The 23,591-nt window shown below is 50.3% G+C and carries 25 protein-coding genes; 6 read left to right on the top strand and 19 right to left on the bottom strand.

Going from position 1 to position 23,591, the window contains the following annotated elements:
- Window positions 1-11: 11 nt before the first annotated feature.
- The 9 genes from SHK35_RS10585 to SHK35_RS10545 form a co-directional block, all read right to left on the bottom strand.
- On the bottom strand, window positions 12-626 hold the full coding sequence (locus tag SHK35_RS10585; RefSeq protein WP_318704570.1) for a helix-hairpin-helix domain-containing protein: 615 nt from the start codon (window positions 624-626) through the stop codon (window positions 12-14).
- A 103-nt stretch (window positions 627-729) separates the two neighbouring features.
- Window positions 730-1,161 carry a DMT family transporter gene (locus tag SHK35_RS10580; protein WP_318704571.1) on the bottom strand — a complete coding sequence of 144 codons (432 nt, stop codon included), beginning with the start codon at window positions 1,159-1,161 and terminating at the stop codon, window positions 730-732.
- A 76-nt stretch (window positions 1,162-1,237) separates the two neighbouring features.
- Entirely contained in the window at window positions 1,238-2,644 is a 1,407-nt protein-coding gene (locus tag SHK35_RS10575) for a sugar ABC transporter substrate-binding protein (protein ID WP_318709729.1), read from the bottom strand.
- Complete coding sequence (locus SHK35_RS10570) at window positions 2,641-3,837, bottom strand: aspartate aminotransferase family protein (protein ID WP_318704573.1); 1,197 nt, start codon at window positions 3,835-3,837, stop codon at window positions 2,641-2,643. Before SHK35_RS10570 ends, SHK35_RS10575 begins: the two co-directional genes overlap by 4 nt.
- Window positions 3,838-3,863: 26 nt before the next feature.
- A complete protein-coding gene (gene argB / locus SHK35_RS10565; protein WP_318709736.1) occupies window positions 3,864-4,751 on the bottom strand; it encodes an acetylglutamate kinase in 888 nt (295 codons plus the stop codon).
- Between the two features lie 29 nt (window positions 4,752-4,780).
- Window positions 4,781-6,004: a bifunctional glutamate N-acetyltransferase/amino-acid acetyltransferase ArgJ gene (gene argJ / locus SHK35_RS10560; RefSeq protein WP_318709728.1), complete on the bottom strand. Its 1,224-nt coding sequence runs from the start codon at window positions 6,002-6,004 to the stop codon at window positions 4,781-4,783.
- 32 nt (window positions 6,005-6,036) lie between these two features.
- Window positions 6,037-6,501, bottom strand: coding sequence for a GNAT family N-acetyltransferase (locus SHK35_RS10555; RefSeq protein ID WP_318704575.1), 465 nt, complete (start codon window positions 6,499-6,501; stop codon window positions 6,037-6,039).
- Window positions 6,502-6,581: 80 nt separating this feature from the next.
- On the bottom strand, window positions 6,582-7,640 hold the full coding sequence (gene argC, locus SHK35_RS10550; RefSeq protein WP_318709727.1) for an N-acetyl-gamma-glutamyl-phosphate reductase: 1,059 nt from the start codon (window positions 7,638-7,640) through the stop codon (window positions 6,582-6,584).
- A 152-nt stretch (window positions 7,641-7,792) separates the two neighbouring features.
- The gene (locus SHK35_RS10545; protein WP_318709726.1) at window positions 7,793-8,821 is read right to left on the bottom strand and encodes an SGNH/GDSL hydrolase family protein; all 1,029 of its coding nucleotides are present in this window, start codon (window positions 8,819-8,821) and stop codon (window positions 7,793-7,795) included.
- A gap of 185 nt (window positions 8,822-9,006) precedes the next feature.
- Between SHK35_RS10545 and SHK35_RS10540 the strand changes: the two genes are divergently transcribed.
- The 3 genes from SHK35_RS10540 to SHK35_RS10530 are packed head-to-tail and all read left to right on the top strand — an operon-like array spanning window position 9,007 to window position 11,266.
- A complete protein-coding gene (locus tag SHK35_RS10540) occupies window positions 9,007-10,227 on the top strand; it encodes an argininosuccinate synthase (RefSeq protein ID WP_318704579.1) in 1,221 nt (406 codons plus the stop codon).
- 4 nt (window positions 10,228-10,231) lie between these two features.
- Window positions 10,232-10,501, top strand: a complete 270-nt coding sequence (locus tag SHK35_RS10535; RefSeq protein WP_318704580.1) for a DUF1294 domain-containing protein — start codon at window positions 10,232-10,234, stop codon at window positions 10,499-10,501.
- A 54-nt stretch (window positions 10,502-10,555) separates the two neighbouring features.
- Window positions 10,556-11,266, top strand: a complete 711-nt coding sequence (locus SHK35_RS10530) for a LytR/AlgR family response regulator transcription factor (RefSeq protein WP_318704581.1) — start codon at window positions 10,556-10,558, stop codon at window positions 11,264-11,266.
- 8 nt (window positions 11,267-11,274) lie between these two features.
- Here SHK35_RS10530 and SHK35_RS10525 read toward each other — a convergent pair whose 3' ends face one another.
- A complete protein-coding gene (locus tag SHK35_RS10525) occupies window positions 11,275-12,108 on the bottom strand; it encodes a MurR/RpiR family transcriptional regulator (RefSeq protein ID WP_318704582.1) in 834 nt (277 codons plus the stop codon).
- A gap of 234 nt (window positions 12,109-12,342) precedes the next feature.
- Here SHK35_RS10525 and nagB point away from each other — a divergent pair, with 234 nt between their 5' ends.
- Both nagB and nagA read left to right on the top strand, forming a co-directional pair.
- A complete protein-coding gene (gene nagB, locus SHK35_RS10520) occupies window positions 12,343-13,086 on the top strand; it encodes a glucosamine-6-phosphate deaminase (RefSeq protein ID WP_318709725.1) in 744 nt (247 codons plus the stop codon).
- A gap of 15 nt (window positions 13,087-13,101) precedes the next feature.
- Window positions 13,102-14,202 carry an N-acetylglucosamine-6-phosphate deacetylase gene (gene nagA, locus SHK35_RS10515; RefSeq protein ID WP_318709724.1) on the top strand — a complete coding sequence of 367 codons (1,101 nt, stop codon included), beginning with the start codon at window positions 13,102-13,104 and terminating at the stop codon, window positions 14,200-14,202.
- A 125-nt stretch (window positions 14,203-14,327) separates the two neighbouring features.
- Here the strand turns inward: nagA and SHK35_RS10510 are convergent, their stop codons facing one another.
- Window positions 14,328-15,164: a DegV family protein gene (locus SHK35_RS10510; RefSeq protein WP_318704585.1), complete on the bottom strand. Its 837-nt coding sequence runs from the start codon at window positions 15,162-15,164 to the stop codon at window positions 14,328-14,330.
- 179 nt (window positions 15,165-15,343) lie between these two features.
- Here SHK35_RS10510 and SHK35_RS10505 point away from each other — a divergent pair, with 179 nt between their 5' ends.
- Window positions 15,344-15,841 (top strand): DUF5721 family protein, encoded by a 498-nt coding sequence (locus SHK35_RS10505; protein ID WP_318709723.1) that lies wholly within the window; start codon window positions 15,344-15,346, stop codon window positions 15,839-15,841.
- 7 nt (window positions 15,842-15,848) lie between these two features.
- On the opposite strand, the gene SHK35_RS10500 is transcribed toward SHK35_RS10505, so the two are convergent.
- The 8 genes from SHK35_RS10500 to trpS all read right to left on the bottom strand — a co-directional run bounded on the left by SHK35_RS10500 (window position 15,849) and on the right by trpS (window position 23,262).
- The gene (locus tag SHK35_RS10500) at window positions 15,849-18,089 is read right to left on the bottom strand and encodes an LTA synthase family protein (protein ID WP_318709722.1); all 2,241 of its coding nucleotides are present in this window, start codon (window positions 18,087-18,089) and stop codon (window positions 15,849-15,851) included.
- Window positions 18,090-18,110: 21 nt separating this feature from the next.
- Entirely contained in the window at window positions 18,111-18,467 is a 357-nt protein-coding gene (locus SHK35_RS10495; RefSeq protein ID WP_318709721.1) for a SpoVA/SpoVAEb family sporulation membrane protein, read from the bottom strand.
- Window positions 18,468-18,544: 77 nt separating this feature from the next.
- On the bottom strand, window positions 18,545-19,078 hold the full coding sequence (locus SHK35_RS10490; RefSeq protein WP_318709720.1) for a shikimate kinase: 534 nt from the start codon (window positions 19,076-19,078) through the stop codon (window positions 18,545-18,547).
- A gap of 52 nt (window positions 19,079-19,130) precedes the next feature.
- Window positions 19,131-19,508, bottom strand: coding sequence for a RidA family protein (locus SHK35_RS10485; RefSeq protein WP_318704590.1), 378 nt, complete (start codon window positions 19,506-19,508; stop codon window positions 19,131-19,133).
- A 57-nt stretch (window positions 19,509-19,565) separates the two neighbouring features.
- Window positions 19,566-19,811 (bottom strand): hypothetical protein, encoded by a 246-nt coding sequence (locus SHK35_RS10480; RefSeq protein WP_318704591.1) that lies wholly within the window; start codon window positions 19,809-19,811, stop codon window positions 19,566-19,568.
- 107 nt (window positions 19,812-19,918) lie between these two features.
- Window positions 19,919-20,938, bottom strand: a complete 1,020-nt coding sequence (locus SHK35_RS10475) for a stage V sporulation protein AD (protein ID WP_318709719.1) — start codon at window positions 20,936-20,938, stop codon at window positions 19,919-19,921.
- A 112-nt stretch (window positions 20,939-21,050) separates the two neighbouring features.
- Complete coding sequence (locus SHK35_RS10470; RefSeq protein WP_318709718.1) at window positions 21,051-22,115, bottom strand: hypothetical protein; 1,065 nt, start codon at window positions 22,113-22,115, stop codon at window positions 21,051-21,053.
- 61 nt (window positions 22,116-22,176) lie between these two features.
- Window positions 22,177-23,262 (bottom strand): tryptophan--tRNA ligase, encoded by a 1,086-nt coding sequence (gene trpS / locus SHK35_RS10465; RefSeq protein WP_318704594.1) that lies wholly within the window; start codon window positions 23,260-23,262, stop codon window positions 22,177-22,179.
- Window positions 23,263-23,591: the final 329 nt, after the last annotated feature.

Genomic DNA, 23,591 nt, shown 5'->3' with positions numbered 1-23,591 from the left:
CCTTTCCCACACTAATCCGTTGTTATTTTATCCTTCAGCTTTTCAAATGCACTTTCCTTGATGCCGGATACCTTCATGATATCCTCGATGCGCTCAAAGCCGCCGTTCTTTTCCCTATAGGCTATGATATCCCCGGCCCTGGCAGAACCGATGCCCGGCAGCGTGCACAGCTCCTGTGCGTCTGCGGTGTTAATATTCACCAGCCCTTTTTTCAGAGCTTCCGTCTCATCCGCAAGCTCTGCAGCCTCCTGCACAGTGGGAAAATACAGCTTCTCTCCATCCTCCACAGGAGCCGCCAGATTCACATAATTCTGATCAGCCTCCTCCAGAAAGCCTCCCGCCGCAAGCAGCGCATCCTCCGCCCGGCTTCCGGCCTTTAAAGCCACCACTCCCGGCTCCTTCACCGCTCCGCAGACATGAACATAAAGAAAGCTCTCCTGACCATCTATGTCTTCGCACTCCGCGAAGGCTTCTATGGTCTCTTCTTTGGCCTGATTGTCCTCACCGGCCGTCTCCTCCTCAGAGACAATAGTCAGCACATCATCTCCTGTGCATCCACTCAAAAAAGCGCACAGCAATATCCCCATCACAGCCGTCCGCATTTTCTTGTAACAATTTCTCACCATAGTCCTCCTCCTTTCCGGTATCTTCCGAAAAATCAAAGGATTGCCTCTCTATGCTGATTGTATTTATTGTAAAGGAATTGCCCCCAATTTACAAGTGAGATTTTCATTTCCATTTAAAAATAATAATGCCTGCGATGGCAATTCCCATTCCCAAAGCCTTTCTCCATTCCCAGGGCTGTTTTTCTGTGCCAAAAAGCCCGAAAAGCTCTATCAAATATGCCACTGCCAGCTGGGCCGTCACAATGAGCATCACCGCTTTTGCAGGCCCCAGTGCATCCATGCTCTTGATCACCGTATAGGTGATAAAGGCTCCGATGGCGCCCCCAAGCAGCATATACTTGGGCTGCACCTGCCACACATTCAAAAGAGAGCTTCTGTCTGTGCAGAGCCAGGCTCCCAGACAGACCAAAAGCGCAGTAAACTGCACAAAGGCGCTGGCGCTCCAAATGCTGGAGGCCTTTGTAACCTGTGTGTTAAACACTCCCTGAATACTCATAAGCGCCCCGGAAATCAGGGCAATCAAAAAACCAATCATGGAAAAAACCGCCTTTCTTTCAGATACCCATAGCGTTTCCCATGATTGGTAATTTATACATAAAAACCGCATTCCATCAGCCCGCGCTCATCTGAGAGGTAATCTGATCCGCCAGCTGCTGCACCAGCGCCGCCACATCCTCTCCATTCCACACCTTTGAAAACAAAATCTCAAGCTGCATCCAGAAATTTCCTGTCTCCATCATTTTAGGCAGAGGCATGCTTTCCGCATACTCCTCCATAAAAGCCTGGAGATCTGTATTGTCCTCATTCACCGTCAGATTGGCTGACACCTTTCCGGTTCTCTCATACAGCTCATTGGCGTACTCATCCACCAGATAGGCAGCAAAGCGGTTGGCCAGCTCCTTATGCTGGGAGTACCCGTTTATGGCCACTACATTGGTCACGGAAAGAGAACGGCTTTTCAGCTCACCGCTTACATCGGGCATGGGCACAATTCCATATTCAAAGCCAAGGCTTCCCTCTGCCCTTGCTTCCTCCAGCCTTTCTGCCACATCTGTGGTACCTATGGTAAATACCGTTTTCCCATCGATAAAATCCTGTATCACGGAATCATAGGTTACCGTGTCCGATTCGATGTAAAAGAACTGGTTTAACGCTTTGTATACCTCAAGGCAGGATATGGCCTCCTCGTTGTTGATATTGATGTTGCCCGCATCGTCCCCGGTCTCTCCCCCTACGATCATATAATTCCCCACGATCCAGTAGTTGTAAAAGATATCGGACACGTCCCATTTCATAATGCCTTCCACACCCTCTGGAACGTCAAAGGTATCCGCAATGCTCAAAATTTCATCCACCGTCTGGGGAATGCCCGCCTCCAGATATTCCTGGGTTTTCTGGGCCAAAACCGTCTGGTCCAAAGCCTCCACAGCCTCCTGGGAAATCTCCTGGGCGCCTTCCCCGGCATCCACATCCGCTCCCGTCAGCTCCCGCTTTGCCTGCTGCAGCGCCCATTGTTCCAGATAATCCATGTTTATCACAAGAGCGCTGGTCTCATAGAAAAAGGGGTAAGCTACCGTCTTACCCTGATAGGAAACCGCCGCCAGCGCTGATGGGGGAAAATAAGATTCATTACAGATATTCTGCTCATCCTCCACCGGTACGGCCAGTCCCGCAAGATAAGCCTTTTCCAGCGCGTCATGGCTGATCACATAGACGTCGGGAATCTGCCTGGAATACAGGGACGCCTCGTTCACTGCCTCTAAATATTCGCTGTCCGAGGTCAGCATGGGAATCACCCGCACTCCCTCTTTTTCCCCGAAGGAAACTGCCGCGCTGTTGATAAAGCTGGTCATGGAGTCATCCGTATACCAAAAGTATAAAGTCTCTTTATTGCCAAACCAAGATAAGCGGCCGCCCTCCGCCGACGCGCCGCTCATTTCCAGGGTACTTCCATAGATCACCCCGGCCGCCATGGCAATCACGGCAGCCGAGGCAGCCAATCTCTTTTTTAAACTCATATGCTGCTCCGAATACAATCCTCTAAAATCGACGTCATCTCATCCACATGCTCTCTGGTGATTACAAGAGGAGGGACAAAGCGAATAATATCTGCACCTGCATTGATTAAAATCAGTCCCATCTCAAGGGCCTTGTTGATCACACCATTTACAGGCCTGTCAAACACAAGCCCCTGCATCAGTCCCGCGCCTCTTCTCTCCAGAATACAGTCATACCGGCCAGCCAGCTCATCCAGCCGCTCCTCCAGATAAGGCGCAATCTCTCTTACATGTTCTATTATATGGTCCTTTTCAAATAAATCAAGCACTTTTTCCACTGCGGCCGCTGCCAGGGGATTCCCCCCGTAGGTGGTTCCGTGGTCTCCTGCCGCCAGGGAATGGGCCGCCGTCTTTTCCGTCATCAGAAAGGCTCCCACCGGAACGCCGCAGCCAAGGGCCTTTGCAGTGGTCATAATATCCGGCTTTACCCCAAAACGCTGCCAGGCATACATATAGCCTGTTCTTCCCATACCGCACTGTATCTCGTCAAACATCAGGAGAATATCCCTCTCATCGCACAGCTGGCGCAGCTTTTTCAAAAAGTCTTCCCCGGCCGGGAAAAGACCTCCCTCCCCCTGGACGGGCTCTAAAAGAATGGCACAGGTTTTCTCTGTCACCTGGGAAAGCACGCTCTCAAAATCATTCAGCCTGGCAAATTTGATATGTCCTATCATAGGCTCAAAGGGCTCTCTGTATTTAGGATTGCCAGTCACGGACAAGGCTCCCATGGTTCTGCCGTGAAAGGAATGCTCCATGGCTATGATTTCATGATCCTGGCATCCGTCCTTTAAATACGCATATTTTCTGGCAGCCTTGATGGCGCCCTCCACCGCCTCCGCGCCGGAGTTGGTAAAGAAAACCCTGTCCATGCCGGAAACCTTTTTCAGCTTTCTGGCAGCCTCTATGGCCGGCACATTGTAATAATAGTTGGAGGTATGAATCACCTTGTCAATCTGTCCCTTCAGGGCATCGTTGTACTCCTTATTTCCATATCCCAGGGCAAACACAGCAATGCCGGACACAAAATCCAGATATTTTTTCCCTTCTATGTCATAGAGATAAACGCCCTCTCCCCGATCCAGCACAATCTGATAGCGATTATAGGTGTGAAGCAGGTCCCGCTCTGCCTCTTCAATATATTCCCGATTGTTCATTCTCCCATTTCCTTTCCCGTTACTGTCTATTCGCCCTGCTCTTCATCCGCTATGATAGCCGTCCCCACGCCTTCCTTGGTAAAGATTTCCAAAAGCAGACAGTGAGGAATCCTGCCGTCCAGAATGTGTACCCTGTTTACCCCGTTTCTCACAGCCGCGATACAGTTGTTCAGCTTAGGCAGCATGCCGCCGCCGATAAGCCCGCCCCCTGTAAGCTCTTGTGCCTGGGAGGCCGACAGACGGGAAATAAAGCTGGACTTGTCATTGATATCCCGGTACAGTCCCTCGATGTCCGTCAAAAACGCCAGCTTCTCCGCATGAACCGCCGTCGCAATGGCACAGGCAGCATCGTCCGCATTGATATTATAGGTCTGAAAATGCTCATCCAGTCCAATGGGAGCCACAATGGGAAGAAAATCCTTCTCCAAAAGGTCATAGAGCACCTTGGGGTTCACCGTCTGAATCTCCCCCACAAAGCCGATATCCTGCCCGTCGGAATATTTCTTTTCCACGTTCAGGAGGCCTCCGTCCTTTCCGCTGATGCCCACTGCCTTCACTCCCAGCTCCTGCACCATAGTCACAAGCTGCTTGTTTACCTTTCCCAGCACCATCTCGGCAATCTCCATAGTCTCCTCATCGGTAACCCGCAGACCGTTTATAAATTTTGCCTCCTTGCCGACCTTTCCCACCCAGCGGCTGATCTCCTTGCCGCCCCCGTGGACAATGATGGGCTTAAAGCCCACCAGCTTAAGCAGTGTCACATCCTTTATGACATTTTTCTGCAGCGCTTCATTGCTCATGGCGCTGCCGCCATACTTTACCACAATAATCTTTCGATTGAATTTCTGTATGTAAGGGAGCGCTTCGATCAAAACCTCAGCCTTTCGCAGAACCTGCTCCATATCCTTTTCCATAGTCCCGTCCGCATCCTTTCCTTTATTCATCAAGAACGGTAATCCGCATTGATTCTCACATAGTCATAGCTCAGATCGCAGCCCCAGGCTGTGGCCTCCTCATTTCCCATGTGCATATCCACCAGCACACAGACCTCCTTCTGCGACAAAAGCTGTGAGGCCTCCTCCTCACTGTAATCGCAGGCGTTTCCGTTTCCGAAAATATGAATCTTTCCGTTTTTCCCCTGAAAATACAAATCCACATTGTCGGGATCAAAGTCTGCACCGGAATAGCCAAGAGCACACAAAATGCGTCCCCAGTTTGCGTCGTGTCCGAAGATGGCCGCCTTGGTCAGAGAGGAGCAGATCACCGACTTTGCAAGCACCCGGGCGTCCTCCTTTGTGGCCGCTCCCACCACCTTCGTTTCAAACAAGGCGGTGGCGCCCTCCCCATCCCCGGCTATCATCCGGGCAAGGCGGGTAGTCAGAAAGGCAAGGGCCTGGCAAAAGGCGTCAAAATCAGCTCCCTCTGTTGTGATCTCAGGGTTCCCCGCCATGCCGTTTGCCAGCACCAGAAAGGTATCGTTGGTGGAGGTGTCTCCGTCCACAGATATCATGTTAAAGGAATCCTTCACATCAGCGCTTACCGCCTTTTTCAGCATATCCTTTGAAATGTTGGCATCCGTAGTAATAAAGCAGAGCATGGTGCACATATTGGGATGAATCATTCCGGAGCCCTTGCACATGCCCCCAAGGGTCACTGTTTTTCCCCCGATGGTTGTCTCAACGGCGATCTGCTTAGGCACGGTGTCCGTGGTCATAATGGCCTGGGCCGCGTCAAGTCCTGCCTGCAGCGTGCCGCTTTTGGCAGCTGCCGCCTTCTCTATGCCCTCATGGATTCTGTCCATGGGAATCTGCCTTCCGATTTCTCCCGTGGAAGCCACCAAAACTGCGCTCTGCGGGATTCCCAACAGTTCTCCGGCCCACCGGGCCTCCTCCCTGCAGCACTCCATCCCCTGTTTTCCGGTACAGGCGTTTGCTATCCCAGAGTTTATCACCACTGCCTGCACATAGGGGGAAGCTTCCACTACTTCCTTATCCCAAAGCACCGGCGCAGCCTTCACCACATTTGTGGTAAAGGTGCCTGCCGCCCTGCAGGGCGCCTCGCTCATAATCAACGCCACATCTTTCCTGCCCTTATATTTCACCTCTGCTTCCGCTCCTGCGGCCTCAAAGCCCTTTGCCGCAGTCACGCCGCCTTCTATCTGCTTCATCTCCATACCTCCTGTCCATGCTCGCGACCTTCTCAACGGTTGAATGCCGTAATATTTTCTTCATTGAGGGTAAAATCATAATAATTCAAATCCTGTCTCTTTGTCCAGCCGATGCAGTTCCAAAATGCGTTTCCTACATCATTTTTCGTAAAGGCTATGAGACTCACCTTATTGATATTTTCAGCCTTCAGCGCATTCATACAGTAGACCACCATGGCCTTGCCGATGCCGTGCCTCCTGTAATCCTCCCTGACGCATACATGATACAGACAGCCCCGTCTTCCGTCATGGCCGCACAGAATCCCTCCCACCACCTCTTCATCCGGTGAGAGAGCCACCACGCTGGTGCCCGGATTGCGGGCAAGAAAGCGCGCCACGCCCTCTCTGGAATCGTCAATGCTTCGAATGCCGAAGCCCTTTATGGTCATCCAAAGGGCCCTCAGTCCATCGTAATCCTCTATTTTCATTGTTCTTATGACAAACTGATCCTTTTCCATCCTAAAATCCTTTCCCGAAAAACTGTCCGCTACAGCTCCACTGTCCAATAATCATGCTTTACCCGGGGCAGAAATTTTTCTCAGGGGAAGCAGGGAATCAGATCCAGTCCTTCTTCCTCCGGCAGTCCAAAGAGCAGATTCATGTTCTGCACCGCCTGCCCCGCCGCGCCCTTTACCAGATTATCCAGAGCACCCATCATCACAATGCGCCCTGTACGCTCATCGATCACAAAGCCGATATCCACATAGTTGCTGCCCTCCACCCACTTGGTTTCCGGGCAGACTCCCTTCTCCAGCATGCGGATGAACCGTTCCCCTCCGTAATACTTGTCATAGACCGCTTTGATCTCCTCATAGGAGGGAAGCGTTCCATCCTCTTTTCTCTTAAGAGAAGCGTACTCCGTGACCAGAATCCCCCTGTTCATAGGCACCAGATGGGGCGTGAAATTAATGGTCACCTGGCCGCCGGAGGCGTATCCAAGCTGCTCCTCTATCTCCGGCGTATGTCTGTGGCTTGCCACTCCGTAAGCCTTCATATTTTCATTGACCTCGCAGAACAGGTTCTGCACCTTGGCTCCCCGTCCCGCTCCAGAGGTTCCCGATTTTGCATCCACGATCAAGGTGTCCGCATCAATCAGCCCCTCCTTCACCAGCGGATACGCCGTGAGAATGGAGCAGGTGGTGTAGCAGCCGGGATTCGCCACCAACCTTGTATCTGCCGTAATCTGACTGCGGTTCAGCTCGCAGAGCCCATAAACCGCCTCCTTTATAAACTGAGGGGACTTGTGCTCTATTCCATACCATTTCTCATAGACAGCCACATCCTTGATGCGGTAGTCTGCGGACAAGTCCACAATTTTTACCTTGGAGAGAATCTCCTCTGTCAAAATTCCTGCCAAAAATCCCTGAGGGGTTGCAGTGAAGATCACATCCACCTGCCCGGCAAGAAGAGAAAGATTATCATCCCTGCAGACATCCTCCACAATCTGAAACAGATTCTGGTACACCTGGCTGTACCTTTTGTCTATGTAGCTTTTAGAACCATACCAGACAATTTCCACATCCTTGTGGTTTTTTAAAATTCTCACCAGCTCCCCGCCTGCGTAGCCGGTTGCGCCGATAATACCCGCTTTTATCATAGCTTCCGCTCCCTGAAAAATCCTTTGGTTTCAACATCATCTTTTGTAATCATACCACTTTTTGCATAAATGTCCACTACTTTTTTATTTTTATGCAAAAATAATTAAATATATGTATGTTTATTCAATCCCATCCATATCCTTCATGTCCGTCAGGCTTTTGGCGGACGGGCCTTCAACGCCATTTTCAGCACCGGATACAGGGTCTGGGCCATACGCATAAATCCCAAAGCATTGGGGTGGGTTCCATCCACAGTGCACTCACTGCGTCCCTCGGACCCGAAGTAAGTTCCCCCATCCACAAACCATACCAGCTCATCCCCCGCCTTTCTGGCATTTTCATAGGTCCGGTGGATGATATCCCTTCTCTCTTTGGCCTCCAAGGGTTCCTTATCCACATCGGGCCTGGTAAGCATCACCACCGGAAGATCCGGCCTGCTTTCCCGGATGATACGGAAGAAAGGCTCATGGGTCCTTGCAAGCCACGCCGCATCCGGCGCGTTGTGATCATAATCATAGACAAACAGGCTCATGGGGGAGATTCCCGCAATATATCTGGCCATTTCCTCTTCTCCCCTTGCACTGCCGGAAAATCCCAGATTGATATAGTCCGCATCCAGCCAGCGGCCCAAAATACTTGTGTAGGCATTGCCTGCCCTGGAGGCACAGCCTCCCTCTGTAATGGAAGATCCGTAAAACACAATGGGTTCCTGAATGGAATATTCCGGGGCTTCTTTCATCTGGGCGTTTTCCTCCACGCCTACCTCCATGGACAACAGATGATCGTTTCTGGGAAGATTTATGGTGACAAGCTCCATTTCCCCGTTTTTCTCAAAGGTTTTTTCCACGGTGATCTCTTCCATCACATGAACAGCCGGCGACAGATATCCCAAAAATACCGCGTCTTTTCCGCTCCCCAGATAAATATCCGCTCCCGCCGAGCCGGAAAGGGGAATATTGATGTCCTCCTTTGTCTGGGCAAGTGTCATCCGAATCGTCATGCGGGGAGAATCCGTACAGAAGCGCACTCTTCCTCCGCAGGCTCTTCTTCCCAGGTAATCATACTGGGGAAACTTTGCAAGAGCCTCCTCGGTCAGCTTCCAAAAGCGTCTCGTCTCTTTGTCTGCCACCGCAAGTCCGTATATTTTCAAAGGCTTTTCTGTGATATGGTAAAATTTCATTTTTCCTCTCATTCCGCCGCATAAGCGGCTTTGGATTCCTCCGTTGTGAAGCGTTCTTTTCATTTTATCACACATACAAAGAAAATACCATAGTGCGCATAATTATTCATTGCTTTTCCCGGCCGGATGTTGTATAGTGTTTTCAGGTTAAAAATGATACATATTTTAAACGGAGGCATTGTCTTATGAAAGAAAAAGTAGTTCTGGCTTATTCCGGCGGTCTGGACACCACCGCCATCATTCCCTGGTTAAAGGAAAATTTCGACTATGAGGTAATCTGCGTGTGCGTTGACTGCGGGCAGGCGGAGGAGCTTGACGGTCTTGAGGAGCGTGCAATATCCTGCGGCGCGTCCAAGCTCTACATTGAAAATGTAATCGACGAATTCTGCGATGAATACATCGTTCCCTGTGTACAGGCAGATGCAGTTTACGAAAACAAATACCTGCTGGGCACCTCCATGGCAAGACCCCTGATCGCAAAGAAGCTGGTGGAAATTGCCCGCAAGGAAGGGGCTGCCGCCATCTGCCACGGCGCCACCGGAAAGGGGAACGACCAGATCCGCTTTGAGCTTGGCATCAAGGCTCTGGCTCCCGATTTAAAGATTATCGCCGCCTGGAGAAACGACAAGTGGACTATGGATTCCAGGGAATCCGAAATCGCCTACTGTGAGGCTCACGGCATTCACCTTCCCTTCTCCGCAGACTCCTCCTACAGCCGCGACCGGAATATCTGGCATATCAGCCATGAGGGACTGGAGCTTGAGGACCCTGCCAACGAGCCGGATTATGATCACCTGCTGGTGCTTGGCACAACGCCCCAAAAGGCTCCTGATGAGGCGGAGTATGTTACCATGACCTTTGAAAAAGGCGTCCCCACCTCGGTAAACGGCAGGCAGATGAAGGTTTCCGACATTATCCATACCTTAAACGAGCTGGGCGGCAAACACGGAATCGGCATCGTGGACATTGTGGAAAACCGTGTGGTTGGCATGAAATCCCGCGGCGTTTATGAGACTCCCGGCGGCACCATCCTTATGGAGGCTCACAGGCAGCTGGAGGAGCTGATTCTGGACCGGGACACCTTCGCAGTGAAAAAGGAAATGGGCAGCCGCTTTGCAAGCCTGGTTTACGAAGGAAAGTGGTTTACGCCTCTGCGTGAGGCCGAGCAGGCATTTATCGAAAAGACCCAGGAGTACGTCACCGGAGAAGTAAAATTCAAGCTTTATAAGGGCAATATCATCAAGGCTGGAACCACCTCCCCCTACTCTCTCTACAATGAGAGCATTGCCTCCTTTAAGACCGGCGATCTGTACGACCACCATGACGCCGAGGGCTTTATCAATCTGTTTGGCCTCTCCTGCAAGGTACGGGCGATGAAAATGCAGCAGGCCAAAAAGGAACAGTAATCCCATGAAAGCACTGCATATGATCGCAGCGGCCTATCTTATTCTCATCAATCTTGCAGGCTACATAAAGATGGGCATGGACAAAAAAAGAGCCATCCGGGGTGCCTTTCGCATCTCGGAGGCTTCTCTTTTTTTCACCGCTCTTTTGGGAGGCAGCCTTGGCTGTATTCTGGGAATGTATCATTTCCGCCACAAGACAAAGCACTGGTATTTCAAGTACGGCATGCCCGCCATTTTCTTTGTACAGGCTGCCGCTTTCCTGCTTTTCTATTGAAAGGTTTTATGGTAAAATAGTCCTAACATAAAAGATGGAAGGGCGGTGTTTATTTTGCATATTGCTATTTGTGACGACAACATTGCGGACCGCAAGCAGCTGGAGCGTCTGCTGAAAAGGGAATCTGACAAAAGAGCTGCTGTCTCCGGGATTCTCTATACCGATTCTTTTGGAAATGCAGAGGCTCTTTTAGCCAATCCCATGCAGTACGACGCTTTTTACATTGACGTGTGCCAGACGGAAGGGGTGAGCGGTTCCGATATTGTGTCAGCTCTCACTGCCAAGGGGGTCAATGCACCTATTGTCATGTGCTGCTCCCATATCAACTACAGGGAGTATACGCTTCCCTCCAACGTGATTTTTCTGGACAAGCCCATAAAGGTAGCAGAGCTTTCCGCCAGCATTGACCATGCCCAGCAGATTCTGGAGGCGGCCGAACCCCTCATTGAGCTTCGTGAGGACAAAAATACCTTCTATGTGCGGGAGCCTGATATCCTCTATGCAGTAGAGGAAGGCCGTTTGGTGTCCGTAACCCTCAAAGACGGCAGAACCGTCTGTGTCAACACCACTGCCGTCAACCTGTTCTCCCAGATAGAAAGCTTTCCTTCCTTTTTGTCCCCTTCCTTAAAGACGATTATCAACTGCCGCTACATTGAAAAGCTTGGATTTTTCAAGGCTGTCATGATAGACGGCAAGGTGTTCCGCATTCACAGAGACTGCATGGAGTATGCCAAAAGCGCCTTTGCCCAGTATCACGGCAGGTAAAAAAATCCTTACGGAATATCCTCTTTGGGGGGATACCCTTTGATCCGCTCCCACAGGGCAATATCATACTGCTCCTCCGGTCCTCTTGCTTTTTCCTTTAAAAGAGAGGCATAGATCAGGTCTAAAATTACCAGCGTGGGAAATTGAGGGGAAATCACATTTCCGTATTGAAGATTCTTTTTCACAGCCACCAAAACCGTTTCGTCAAAAAGTCCTTGTCCCGCTGCGCCGGAAGAGGTGATAAAGACTGTTTTTGCACCCTTTGCGGCGGCATGCTCCATAGCCTGTACCACCTCTTTTGTGGCACCGCTTAAGCTGATGCCTATAATAAGACAGTCCTCGGAAACTCTGGCCCCATTTATCATAAGCTGATGGGATTCCGTCACAGCCTCCACATCCATCCCAACGCGCATCAGCCGCAGCTTAAATTCCTGGGCCGCCAGACCAGAGCTGCCAAACCCATACAGAAATATTCTCTTTTTTTCCGCTATCAGAGAAGCCACACGCTTAATCTGATCCTCCCGTATCAGGCTGTAGCTTTTGTGCAGAATTTCCCGATAGGCGTCTAATACCGCCATAGTCTCAGGCTCCGCCCCTGTCTCCCGGGCCACGGCAGGCTGATAACTGTAAATGAATTCCCGATAGCCCCGATAGCCCAGCTTCTTAGCGAAGCGGGAAAGCGAAGCCTCTGACACATGCAGCTTCTGGGCAATAGTCCGGGAAGAAAAATCCATTTTTTCCTTATTCTTAATAAAAAAATCTGCAATCAGCCGTTCCACACCGGTAAGCTTTTCATAATCCGCTTCTATCTTGGGAACAATGCTTGCGGTATACGCTTCCATCCCCTTCCCCCTTTCTGTTTTTGTCCGCTGCTTTCATTCTATCGCTCCGCCCACCAAAATGCAAACTATTTCAAAAACAATCTCTCCTTGGAAAGTACTTTCAATTATTTTATTTTTTTTGCCTCCAAATAGGGATTTTTCGAATCTTCTTCCTATTTCCAGCCTTCTTATGGTATTTTTGTCTCTTCTGCTGTAAAATCAAGACAGATAGAACAATGCACAGGAGGATGCACTATGAGAATTTATCAGGCAAAGGACTACAATGAAATGAGCCGGAAAGCCGCCAATATCATTTCGGCTCAGGTAATCATGAAGCCGGATGCTGTTCTTGGGCTGGCTACCGGCTCTTCACCTTTGGGAACCTACAGGCAGTTGATTGATTGGTACCGGAAGGGAGATTTGGACTTTTCGGAAGTTCACACCGTAAATCTGGATGAATACAAGGGGCTTTCCCCATCCAATCCCCAGAGCTATTACTATTTCATGCAGGAAAATCTGCTTGGCCACATCAATGTAAAGCCTGAAAACACCAATATTCCCAACGGTCTTGAGACGGATGAGGCCCTGGAATGCAGCCGCTACAACGACATCATCAAAAAGCTTGGCGGCATCGACATACAGCTTCTTGGCATCGGCAATAACGCCCACATCGGGTTCAATGAGCCGGGAGACGCCTTTGAAAAGGGGACCCACTGTGTGCGCCTGACGGAGAATACCATTCAGGCCAATTCCCGTTTCTTTTCCTCCATGGATGAGGTTCCCAGGTATGCTTATTCCATGGGAATTCAAAATATCATGGAGGCCAGGTGCATCCTTTTAATCGCCTCCGGCGCCGCAAAGGCCCAGGCACTGTACAACGCTTTGTTCGGCCCCATCACGCCGGCCGTCCCCGCCTCCATTCTGCAGCTTCACCCCAATGTGTTTGTGGTGGCTGATACGGATGCACTTTCACTGATCAAAGAAAAAGGACTGCTCTAAAAGGAGGGATTTGACTTGATTCTGAAAAATGGTTTGGTTTTTGGAGAGAAGGATTTCTCCAGACGAGATGTTTACATAAACAGCGCACACCAGATTGTTCCTGAGCCGGAGGGCGGGGACGAAGCAGTGATTGACGCAGAAGGACTCTATGTGCTGCCGGGCCTTTTGGATGTTCACATTCACGGAGCCGTGGGATGTGATTTCTGTGACGGAAATGGGGAGAGCCTCTCCCAGATTGCCGCTTATCTGCATGCAAGCGGCGTCACCTCTTTTTGTCCCACCTCCATGACGCTGCCCGAGGAACGGCTTTCCGAAATCTTCAAAAGCATTTCAGAGGTGAAGGAGGACGGACAGCATTCCCATATTGCCGGTATTCATATGGAAGGTCCTTTCTTGTCCTCTGCCAAAAAGGGCGCTCAGAAGGAATCTTATCTGCGGAATCCGGACGTTGCCATGTTCCGCCGCCTGAATGAGGCTGCAGGCGGCAGAATCAGGCTGGTAACCATTGCCCCGGAGCTTCCCGGAGCGGATGAATTTATCACAGAGCTGAAGGATCAGGCAGCCATATCTCTGGGGCACTCCACGGCCTCCTACGACACTGCCGCAAGAGCCTTTCAAAAGGGAGCCTGCCACGCCACCCATCTTTTTAACGCCATGCCGCCTTTCCTTCACAGAGAGCCGGGCATCATAGGAGCCGCTGCAGACAACGAAAATGTGATGGTGGAGATTATCTGCGACGGCATCCACCTTCATCCCAGCGTAATCCGCAGCGTTTTCCGCCTGTTCGGAGACGACAGAGTCATTCTCATCAGCGACGCCATGCGCGCCACGGGAATGGCGGACGGCGAATATGAGCTGGGCGGGCAGCCCGTGATCAAAAAGGGCCGACGGGCAGCTTTGGCCGACGGCACCATCGCCGGATCGGCAACCAATCTTTATGACTGTATGCGCAATGCGGTAAGCTTCGGCGTGCCCTTATTTTCCGCCGTAAAAGCCGCTACCCGCAATCCTGCAAAAAGCATTGGCGCGCAAGACTCCATTGGTTCTCTGGCCCCTGGTGCAAGGGCGGACATTGTGCTGGCCGACAAGGAGCTGAATCTGGTCCGGGTGATCTGACGCCAAAGAGTTTCACCGCCCTGTCTTGGGGCAAAAAAGGAGGATATGGAGCGCGGTGGAATGCTCCCTGTCCTCCTTTGCTGTTATATGCTTTGCCGTTAATACTTTTCTGAAAATCCCCTTCCTCAGACGGTTACGATCACGCCGCCGTCATTGGCATACATGCTGCTGACCCCTCTGGTGTCCATGATCACCGTTCTCTGAAAGGCCGCCTTTTCCATAATCATATCCCGTACAAACTCCGCACGTTTCAGGGCGTTACAATGGGAAATCATCAGAATCCTGTTCTTTGCATCCGGAGCCTCGCTCACCACCATGTCCGCCATCTTCCCGAGGGCTTTCTTGATGCCGATGCTCTGTCCTCTCTGTACAATCACACCCTTGTCTCCCGCCATCACAGGCTTTATGCTTAAGGTGGAGGCCACAAGGGCCTTTACGCTGGAAAGCCTCCCGTTTTTCCGCAGCGTCTCCAGATTATCCAGTACAAAATAGGTGTGCACATTACTGCGAAATACCTCTATCTGTCTTACAATTTCTTCAAAGGGAAGACCCTTTTCTTCCAGCTCCATAAGTTTTAAGGCTATCTGGGTTTCCCCACAGCTTGCGCTCTCGGAATCAATCACATGAATCTGCTTATCCCCATACTTCTCGTGGTAAAGATTCTTTCCCAGCACAGCGCTGTTATAGCTGCCGCTTAAATGAGAGGACAGCGTCACCGCATAAATATGATCCGCTTCCACATGATAGGCCTCTCTAAAACGCTCAGGGGAAGGACAGGAGGACTTAGGGCATTTGGGATACTCTGCCACCTTTTTTAAAAATTCCGCCTGGTCAAAGCTCTCATCATCTAAAATCTGATAATCCCCAACCTCAAGCCCCAGAGGAATTACCTCCAGCCTTTTATCCCCCCATAATTCTTTTGGAAGCTCACAGCAGCTGTCTACGATAATCTTATAACTCATGATACGGTCTCCTGTTTTACCATTTTATTTTTTTGACCATTTTACATGGTTTTCATTACCACTTATGATAACACAAGAGCCTTAAAACGTAAAGGCAAAAACGCCTATTTTCACATAAAAAAAAATATGATACAATACCACTCGGCACAATTACACCAAATCCATAAAGGAGATAACCCATGCTTGCATTACAGATTTCTTCCATGAAGCTTTTTATGAACCAGCTTCTGGCAACGGATGCTTTTGATTTATTTTTGCTGCAGGAGGCCGTTATCACCACTGCAAATACTTACACCATAGACGGCCGTATGAACCGAGACTTTTTTTCCAAAGAGGAATTGGAAAACGGCAGCTGTCCCTATGAGTTTCAGCCCTGGAGCGAAATCAGGGGACTGTGCTTTCACCTGATAAAAGGAAAACACACTCCCCTGTTTTTTAAATTTATTCTGCAATTAAATCCACAGAAGGCCGCAGCGCTTTTGAAAGACCATGCCGACGCGGATTTTTCCGCCATAAAGTCTCTTGTCTTAAGCATCCGGTATGATGGCAGCAAAGCCATCCTGACCACGGCCACGGCCCAGCACACCTTCGTGCTTTCCAGGGAAGCCGATCTGATCTGGGATAAGGCTCTCTGCGCTTACCTTGCCTACAGAGAAATTCCCTTCGAGATATTATAGCTTTCTTCTAAGAGGCGTCCTGGGCCTTTAAAATATCACTGTAATAATTGGTTTGGAGCACATAGGCGCTGAACTGGTATCTGTCCTTTACCTCCTGTTCGATCTGCTCCAGATAGGATTCCTGCTCTTCTTCAGGAACCTTAAAATTTCCATTCTCGTCCGTAAGCCAGATCATCTGCTTTTCCGTTTTATTGTAAATCACAGAATCTGTCACAAAGCTGCGGTCATTGAAAATCACAAGTCCCTCCTCTGGGGAAAAAATATCTCTCCCCGCATACATTCTGGAATCATAAGAAAATCCAAACAAATTGAGCAGGGTAGGCAAAAGATCCATGGGCCCGCAGGCTTTTTCCACAACGACAGGCTCCTCCTCCATCTGACTGTTCCACAGAATCAGACTGTTGCGATAAAGATCCATTCCCTGAGAAAGGGAGGTTCCCGCAAGCTCTTCATACTGCTCCTTTGTCATGCCATAGGGATAATGATCCGCGCTCAGACAGATAACGGTCTTTTCCAGCGCTCCCGCCTCTGAAAGCCTTTCCAGCAGATATTCCAGCGCCTTGTCCAGCTCAATATGGCAGGCGATGTAGGCTCTGGCATTTTCCGACATTTCCAGACCGGAAACAGCCTCCCTGTTTTTGGCCGCCATGGCATTTCCTGTAAAATTATAATTCATATGGCCGGAAACTGTCATGTAATACACATGAAACCTGGATTTGTTTATGTATTCCGGCACCGTCCCTTGCAGCATTTCCAAATCGGAAGCAGGCCAGGCGTCCGGATTCTCCATGGGAAAAATCTTATCCCCCCACTCCTCCTCAGAAAGGCTTCCCAGCCTGCAGCCCTTAAAGTCATACCCAAGATTGGGATGTGTCAGATAACGGTCATAGTAAGACAGACTGTTATTGTGATAAGCCAGGGAGTCCACCCCCTCCCTGGCAAAAAAGGCCGGGAGGGTAAAGGGCATTTCGTTGGAAGCGCTCTTTCGCATGCTGAACTGCCTGTCCGGAATCAGCCCGGTACAGTTGATGTATTCTCCGTCGCTGGTGCTGGTCTGCCAAAGGGGCACGTAATAATTTTCAAACACAAAGCCGGAATTCACAAGCCGGTACAGAGTCGGCGTCAAATCCTCTCTGACCGCATAAGGAGAAAAACCCTCCGCCGTCAGAAAAATCAGGTTATATCCCTCAAACAGTCCCGTATATTCGTTTTCCAAAGCGGGCTCTTCCGCTTCTATGTAATCTGCCAGCCACAGTTTCTCTTCGCTGTCGGAAAGCTCTCTCAGCAAAGAAAAGTCCAGCTTCATTTCATGCTTTCCAGGCTCTGTGTTTTCTAAGGCTCCCCCGTCCCCCAAATCTCCGTCCGGAGTCTGTGTTCCCTCCTGGGAAGGGGGAGCTCCCTGAGAGCCTGAGCCTTCCTGAGCGCCTGAGCTCTCCGTGGCTTCCTGGGCGTCTCCAGGCAGCGTACTTTGGGGATCTGTTTCCCTGGGCGGTATTTCCTGGGCCGGGTTTTCTCCCGGTTTTGCCGCGCCGGCCTGTGCCGCCTGGCCCTCACTTCTCTCAGGCTCCCTGGAAAATCTGGCTACAATGCCATCCCACAGCTCCTTCCCGCCGTCCGTCATGCAAATATAGGTGTCACGCTGCAGCATGGGAAGAAAGCCCAGTCCTCTGGCAACCCCGAGAGGATCATAAAAATCAGAATAACCTTCGTAATAATCCGCTTCCAGGGTCTTTCCAATTTCCATAACCGTGATCTCTCCTACGATCCCAACACAGATTACCACATTTAACCGCAAAACCTCCAGCACGCCCAAATCCGGCAGCTTTACCCTGAAATAGTGCATCAAAATGCCAAGGAGCACCCCCGGCAGTACCACAAGCGCCAGAAAGGGAAGCATCTGCCATATTCCCGCAAGGGCCTCTCTCCAGTAATTGGTCAGCGCATCCTGTCCGCCCCGGAAAATTCCCTCCCACAAAAGCGGCTGCTTAAAAATGCCAAGATAGACAATCTGTGCCCCTGCCCAAATCGTATAAAACCAGACCACGGCATAAAAAATAATCTTTTTTAAAATCCCTCTGCAAAGTCCTATCACAAGCGACCATATACCGGACCATGCTGCAATCAGCGCCACCGTATACGCCGGCATACATCCTGCCAGGCCGAATCCGCTCAGATGGTATATAATTTCCAGATACAGCAAAAATCCGGCCAGGCCGGCCGTCAATCGGATCATAGACACTACCTTCATCCTCTGTATTCTTTCTATTCTCTATTTCTTCATCTTAGGTTTAAAAATGAGACTGGCCAGATAACCAAAAATCAAAGCCGCAGAGGTGCCCACCGCTCCGGCCTTCAATCCACCTGCAAAAAGCCCCAGAAATCCCTGCTCTTCCACGGCCTCCCTTACCCCTTTCATCAAAACGTTCCCGAATCCCAAAAGAGGCACGCCGGCTCCTGCTCCGGCAAATTCCAAAAAAGGTTCATACCAGCCGAGGGCGCTTAAAACAGCTCCCGTTACCACCAAAAGCACCATGATTCTGCCGGGCATCATTTTGGTCTTTTCCATCAGAATCTGTACCAGCGCACAGATCAGGCCTCCTACACAAAAAGCATTGATATAATCCATTGCGCATACTCCTTTTTACTCTATCAGGCTCAAAACATGCCTGCTATTTGGTATTAGTTTCTGCCGCTTTCCGCTTTTTATTCGGAAAAAGCAAAAATGCCCGCGCATTTGTCCGATATCTCCCAGACGATATCCCGAAGGGATTTTCCGCTGCATTCAATGGTCATCTCCGCGTATTTTTCATAGAGAGGCGTCCTTTCCTCATACAAGTCCCGAAGAGTCTGTCCGGGAAGCAGGGTCACCCCACGGGCGTTTAAGTCGCCCAGCCGCTCCTCTACCTCCTCATAGGGAAGCTTTAAATAAACCACCAAGCCTCTTTTGGAAAGCTGTGTCATGGCCTCCTTTTCGTATACCACGCTCCCCCCTGTGGCAATTACGCTGTTTGTCACAGACAAAGAGGCATTTACATCGTTTTCTATTTTCCAAAATCCCTCTACCCCATGCTTCTCAATCAGCTCATGAAGCAGCTTTCCGTATTTTTCCTGTATCACCAGATCCGAATCTACGAATCTGTATCCCATGCGCTTTGCCAGCACTACGCCTACAGTGCTCTTGCCCGCTCCTGGCATGCCGATCAACACCACATTACTTTTTTCATTCACTCCGCTCATTTGTATTGCCCTTTCCGGTATGAAAATCGCCGCCAGACGGCGGCGATTCTGTTTAAGAAATGGCAGCGATTACTTCCACTTCACAAAGTACGTTTTTAGGCAGCGTCTTTACCGCCACACAGCTTCTTGCAGGATTTTCGGTAAAGTATTCTGCATATACCTCATTAAATGCGGCAAAGTCATTCATATCTGCCAGAAAGCAGGTAGTCTTTACAACCTGCGTATAATCCGTCCCGGCAGCCGAAAGAAGCGCTCCAATATTTTTCATTACCAGCCGTGCCTGTTCCTTAATGTCCTCTCCCTCTATCTCTCCTGTGGCAGGATTAATCGGAATCTGCCCCGACGCATATAACATATTTCCCGCTATGATGCCCTGAGAGTAGGGGCCTATGGCAGCCGGAGCCTTATCTGTTGAAATTTTCTGCAGCATACTTTTACCTCTTTCCTTCTTATTGTCTATCCTTTCCGCCTATGCCTCTTCTTCGCTTCAGGCCTCTTCCTCCGGCTCGTCAAACTCTGCCGTCACATAAAAGCCCCGGGCATTCTGCACAATATCCGCCACAACTCCCTCCCTGGTCTTTAACCGGTTTCGGAAAGGAATATTCGCCGACATGGCAAGCGACGGATCAATGGTATAATAATAATTGCTGGGAAGCACACCTTCGGTCACTGTGATCTTATCTCCCACCTTTAAAAGACCTGAGCGCTCCATCTTAAATTCCATTCTGCGCATGGTGTTCTCCTCCCTGTTCTGTAGTTCATTTTATCAAGAAACCCCATAGTTTGCAAGCCGTAATTCAAAGGCCAGAACTCCTCCCATACCGCATGGCGGCAGCCGTCCTAAGCCTGCTCCAGCACCAGTGCATGGGCAATTCCAGGCACACTTTTGCCCTCGTTAAAGCTTGTCTTGCTCAGCAGCGCCCCTGTGGGCATAAACAGCACCTTTTTCCAATTATTTTCCTCCAGCTGCTTTAAGATAAAAGCGGAGAGAGTCACTGCGCTGCAGCCGCAGCCGCTTCCTCCCGCATGGGTATCCTGGGAAGCGGGATCAAAAATTTCAATGCCGCAATCCATGTGCACCTGGGAGATATCGTATCCCTTATCCCGCATCAGATCGATCAGCACCGTCTGTCCCACGCTTCCCAAGTCTCCCGTAATGATTTTATCGTAATCTTCCGGTTGACTATTATAGTCTATAAAATGCTGTTCCAGTGTGGAAGCCGCAGCCGGAGCCATACACGCTCCCATATTCATGGAATCCTTAAGTCCGTAGTCCACAATTTTCCCAACGGTAATCCCCGTAATGACCGCTCTGGTTTTTTTGCCTCTCTCCCGCCCAAGGACAAAGGCGCCGCTTCCCGTCACGGTCCAGGAGGCCGAGAGCGGTCTCTGGTTTCCATATTCCAAGGGATAGCGGAATTCCTTTTCCGCGCTGGCAAAATGGCTGGAGGTGACGCAGATTACCTTATCCGCAAAGCCGCCCGCTATGCTCATAGCTCCCAGGGCCAGCGACTCTCCACAGGTGGAGCAGGCCCCGTAAACTCCAAAGAGCGGTATCTGATAGCTGGAGATGCCAAAGGAGGTTGCTATGGATTGACCAAGCAGGTCACCTGCAAAAATAAAGGAAATATCCTCTGGTTTTACCCCGGCCTTTCCCATAGCCATATATACTGCATCCTTCTGCAGGCTGCTTTCCGCTTCCTCCCAGGTCTTGCAGCCAAACAAATCATCCTCTCCCACCATGTCAAACAAAAGTCCAAGGGGGCCTTCCCCTTCCTTTTTGCCCACGATGCTGGCGCTGTCCCAAATATAAACCGGCGCATCAAGCCGTATGCTTGCTCTTCCCATCTTCTGATCCATGCACGATAACTCCTTCCTGTCCGCTTTGGCCGTCTCACCTGCGCCTGCGGTTTAAAGTTTTTATTATCATGCCCTTGGTGGAAGCGGTTTATTCGATCTTCTATTCCCTTTTCTATTCCGAGACCTCGCTCTGGGAGGGTGCCTGAGCTGACGTCACATAGCTGCTCACCACATAGAGGACTTGGCCATTATACTCCACCCTGGACCACCCGGAATCCTGGCTGTAGCCTGTGCGGTGGACTACTTCCCCGTTGCTTACCTGGCAGCTTACTGTACTGTCCCCTTGGGAAGTGCTGGGCTCTATCCGCAGATTCACATATTCCTTAGGCGTAATATAATCGTCACAGTCCGTAAAAATAATCACTCTGCCGTCCTGGGTGGTGATACGGTTGGGATCAGAGGGTGCCACCGGTGTTTTATAGTCCAGGTCCGTGGTCAGAAAGCTTGTCACCGCATAAACCGTCTGTCCATTGTATACAAGACGGGACCAGCCGGTGCTCTCATTGACTCCCGTCCTTTCCGCCGTCTCACCGTTTCTCAACTGTCCTGCGATATTTCCATCGTCCCCGGTATCCGGCGCCGTGCGCAGATTGGTCACGTCCTTGGCCGTCACGCTTTCAGACACCTGGGTAAAGCTCATGGCACTTCCGCCTTCCAGGCTCTCAGAACCCTGAGAGGCCTGAGCAGACTGGGACTCCTGGGGCTGCGAGGACTCCTGTGTGCCGGATGCCTCCGGGACAGATTCCTGCGTGCCTGACGGCTCCTGGGCGGATGCCTGGCTTTCCATGGTTCCACCTTCTTCGGAGGCCTCAGCCGTCTCCTCAGGAGTTGTCTCTGGCTGCGTCTCCGGCGCAGGCTCCTGTGTCTCACCCTCTGTTTCCTGGACAAGGGATTCTTCTGCAGAAGTTACCGCTTCCGAGGAATGCTCTCCGGAGGCTCCTCCCGATAGAGTTCTGCTGGTAAGAATCCACAAAGGAATACAGATTAATATGGCCAGCGCAAGCAATCCCACAAAAATAAATATCTTTTTGGAATTCAGGTGTATATTTTCCTCCAGGCCAAGCTCCTCTTCCTCTTCCCTTTCCTCATCCAGCTCCCACTGCGCATCGGGCTCCCATTCCTCATCAGGTTCCGAAGCTCTCTGCTCCATCTGTTCCTTGTCTCTTTCACCCTTCATCTGAAATAACCTCCAATTTCACAGTCTTTTCACTGCTTTTCATCTGGCTGTTCCTATGGCCTTATGCCTCATATTTTTCACTCTGGGCGCGGATCAGCTCCGCATCCTCAAAGTAATTGATGCGCATTGCGCTCTTTACCTCAGAAAGGGTCTGGGCCGCCGTCTCTCTGGCAGCGTCGCTTCCCTTTTTCAAAATCTCATATACCGCCGGAATATCCTTTTCCAGCTCTTTTCTTTTCTCCCTGATGGGCTCTAAGGTCTCCTGCATTACATTGTTCAGGAATTTTTTCACCTTCACGTCTCCCAGACCGCCCCGTTTATAATGAGCCTTCAGCTCATCCAGATCGGTATATTCCGGCAGATAACGCTCAAAATGCTCCTTTCTACAGAAGGCGTCCAAATATGTGAATACCGTATTTCCCTCCAGATGCCCCGGATCGCTTACCTGCAGATGCAGAGGATCCGTATACATACTCATAATTTTCGTGCGGACCTCATCGGCACTGTCCGCCAGATAAATACAGTTGCCCAAAGACTTGCTCATTTTGGCCTTCCCGTCAATGCCGGGCAGGCGCTGGCAGGCTTCATTTTCAGGAAGCAGAGCCGAAGGCTCCACCAGCACCGGCGCATACACCGTATTGAATTTGTGGACGATCTCCCTGGTCTGCTCAATCATGGGAAGCTGGTCTCCGCCCACGGGCACCGTGGTGGCCTTAAAGGCTGTGATGTCCGCAGCCTGACTGATGGGATAGGTGAAAAAGCCCACCGGAATACTGGCCTCAAAATTGCGCATTTGAATCTCACTTTTTACGGTTGGATTGCGCTGCAGCCTGGCCACTGTCACCAGGTCCATGTAGTAAAAGGTCAGCTCACAGAGCTCAGAAATCTGAGACTGGATCAGCAAAGTGGTTTTCTGTGGGTCTAACCCGCAGGACAAATAGTCCAGCGCAACCTCTATGATATTCTGGCGGACCTTCTCAGGATTTTCTATATTGTCGGTCAGCGCCTGAGCGTCCGCGATCATAATAAACACCTTCTTATACTCCCCTGAATTCTGCAGCTCCACACGTCTGCGCAGAGAGCCCACATAATGGCCCACATGCAGTCTTCCTGTGGGTCTGTCCCCTGTCAAAATAATCTTGTCCATACTTAAACTCCATTCCTGCGCACCAGGCGCAATGCTTTCGTAACCCTAATCATACCATTTTTTTCACCAATGGCAAATAGTAAAGGTGTATTTTTCCACAAAAAAGGTTAAAATATAAGAAAACTAAGATAGAAAAACATTTCTGGAATCAATTAACCAAGGAGGCGCTATGCGAAAAATTATTCCTTTCAACGACAACTGGAGCTTTACCAAGGACGCCGACCCAAAAGGTGCCTGTTTTGAGTCAGTAACGCCCGTCTTTAGGATTTAGCACTAGATTTTTTCGGGGTCAATTTTATATAGATATACTGCAAGCCAGCATATATGCT

Source organism: Candidatus Acetatifactor stercoripullorum, from assembly GCF_944382095.1.
GTDB lineage: Bacteria > Bacillota > Clostridia > Lachnospirales > Lachnospiraceae > Acetatifactor > Acetatifactor stercoripullorum.
This window is presented reverse-complemented; position numbering and strand designations above follow the sequence as displayed.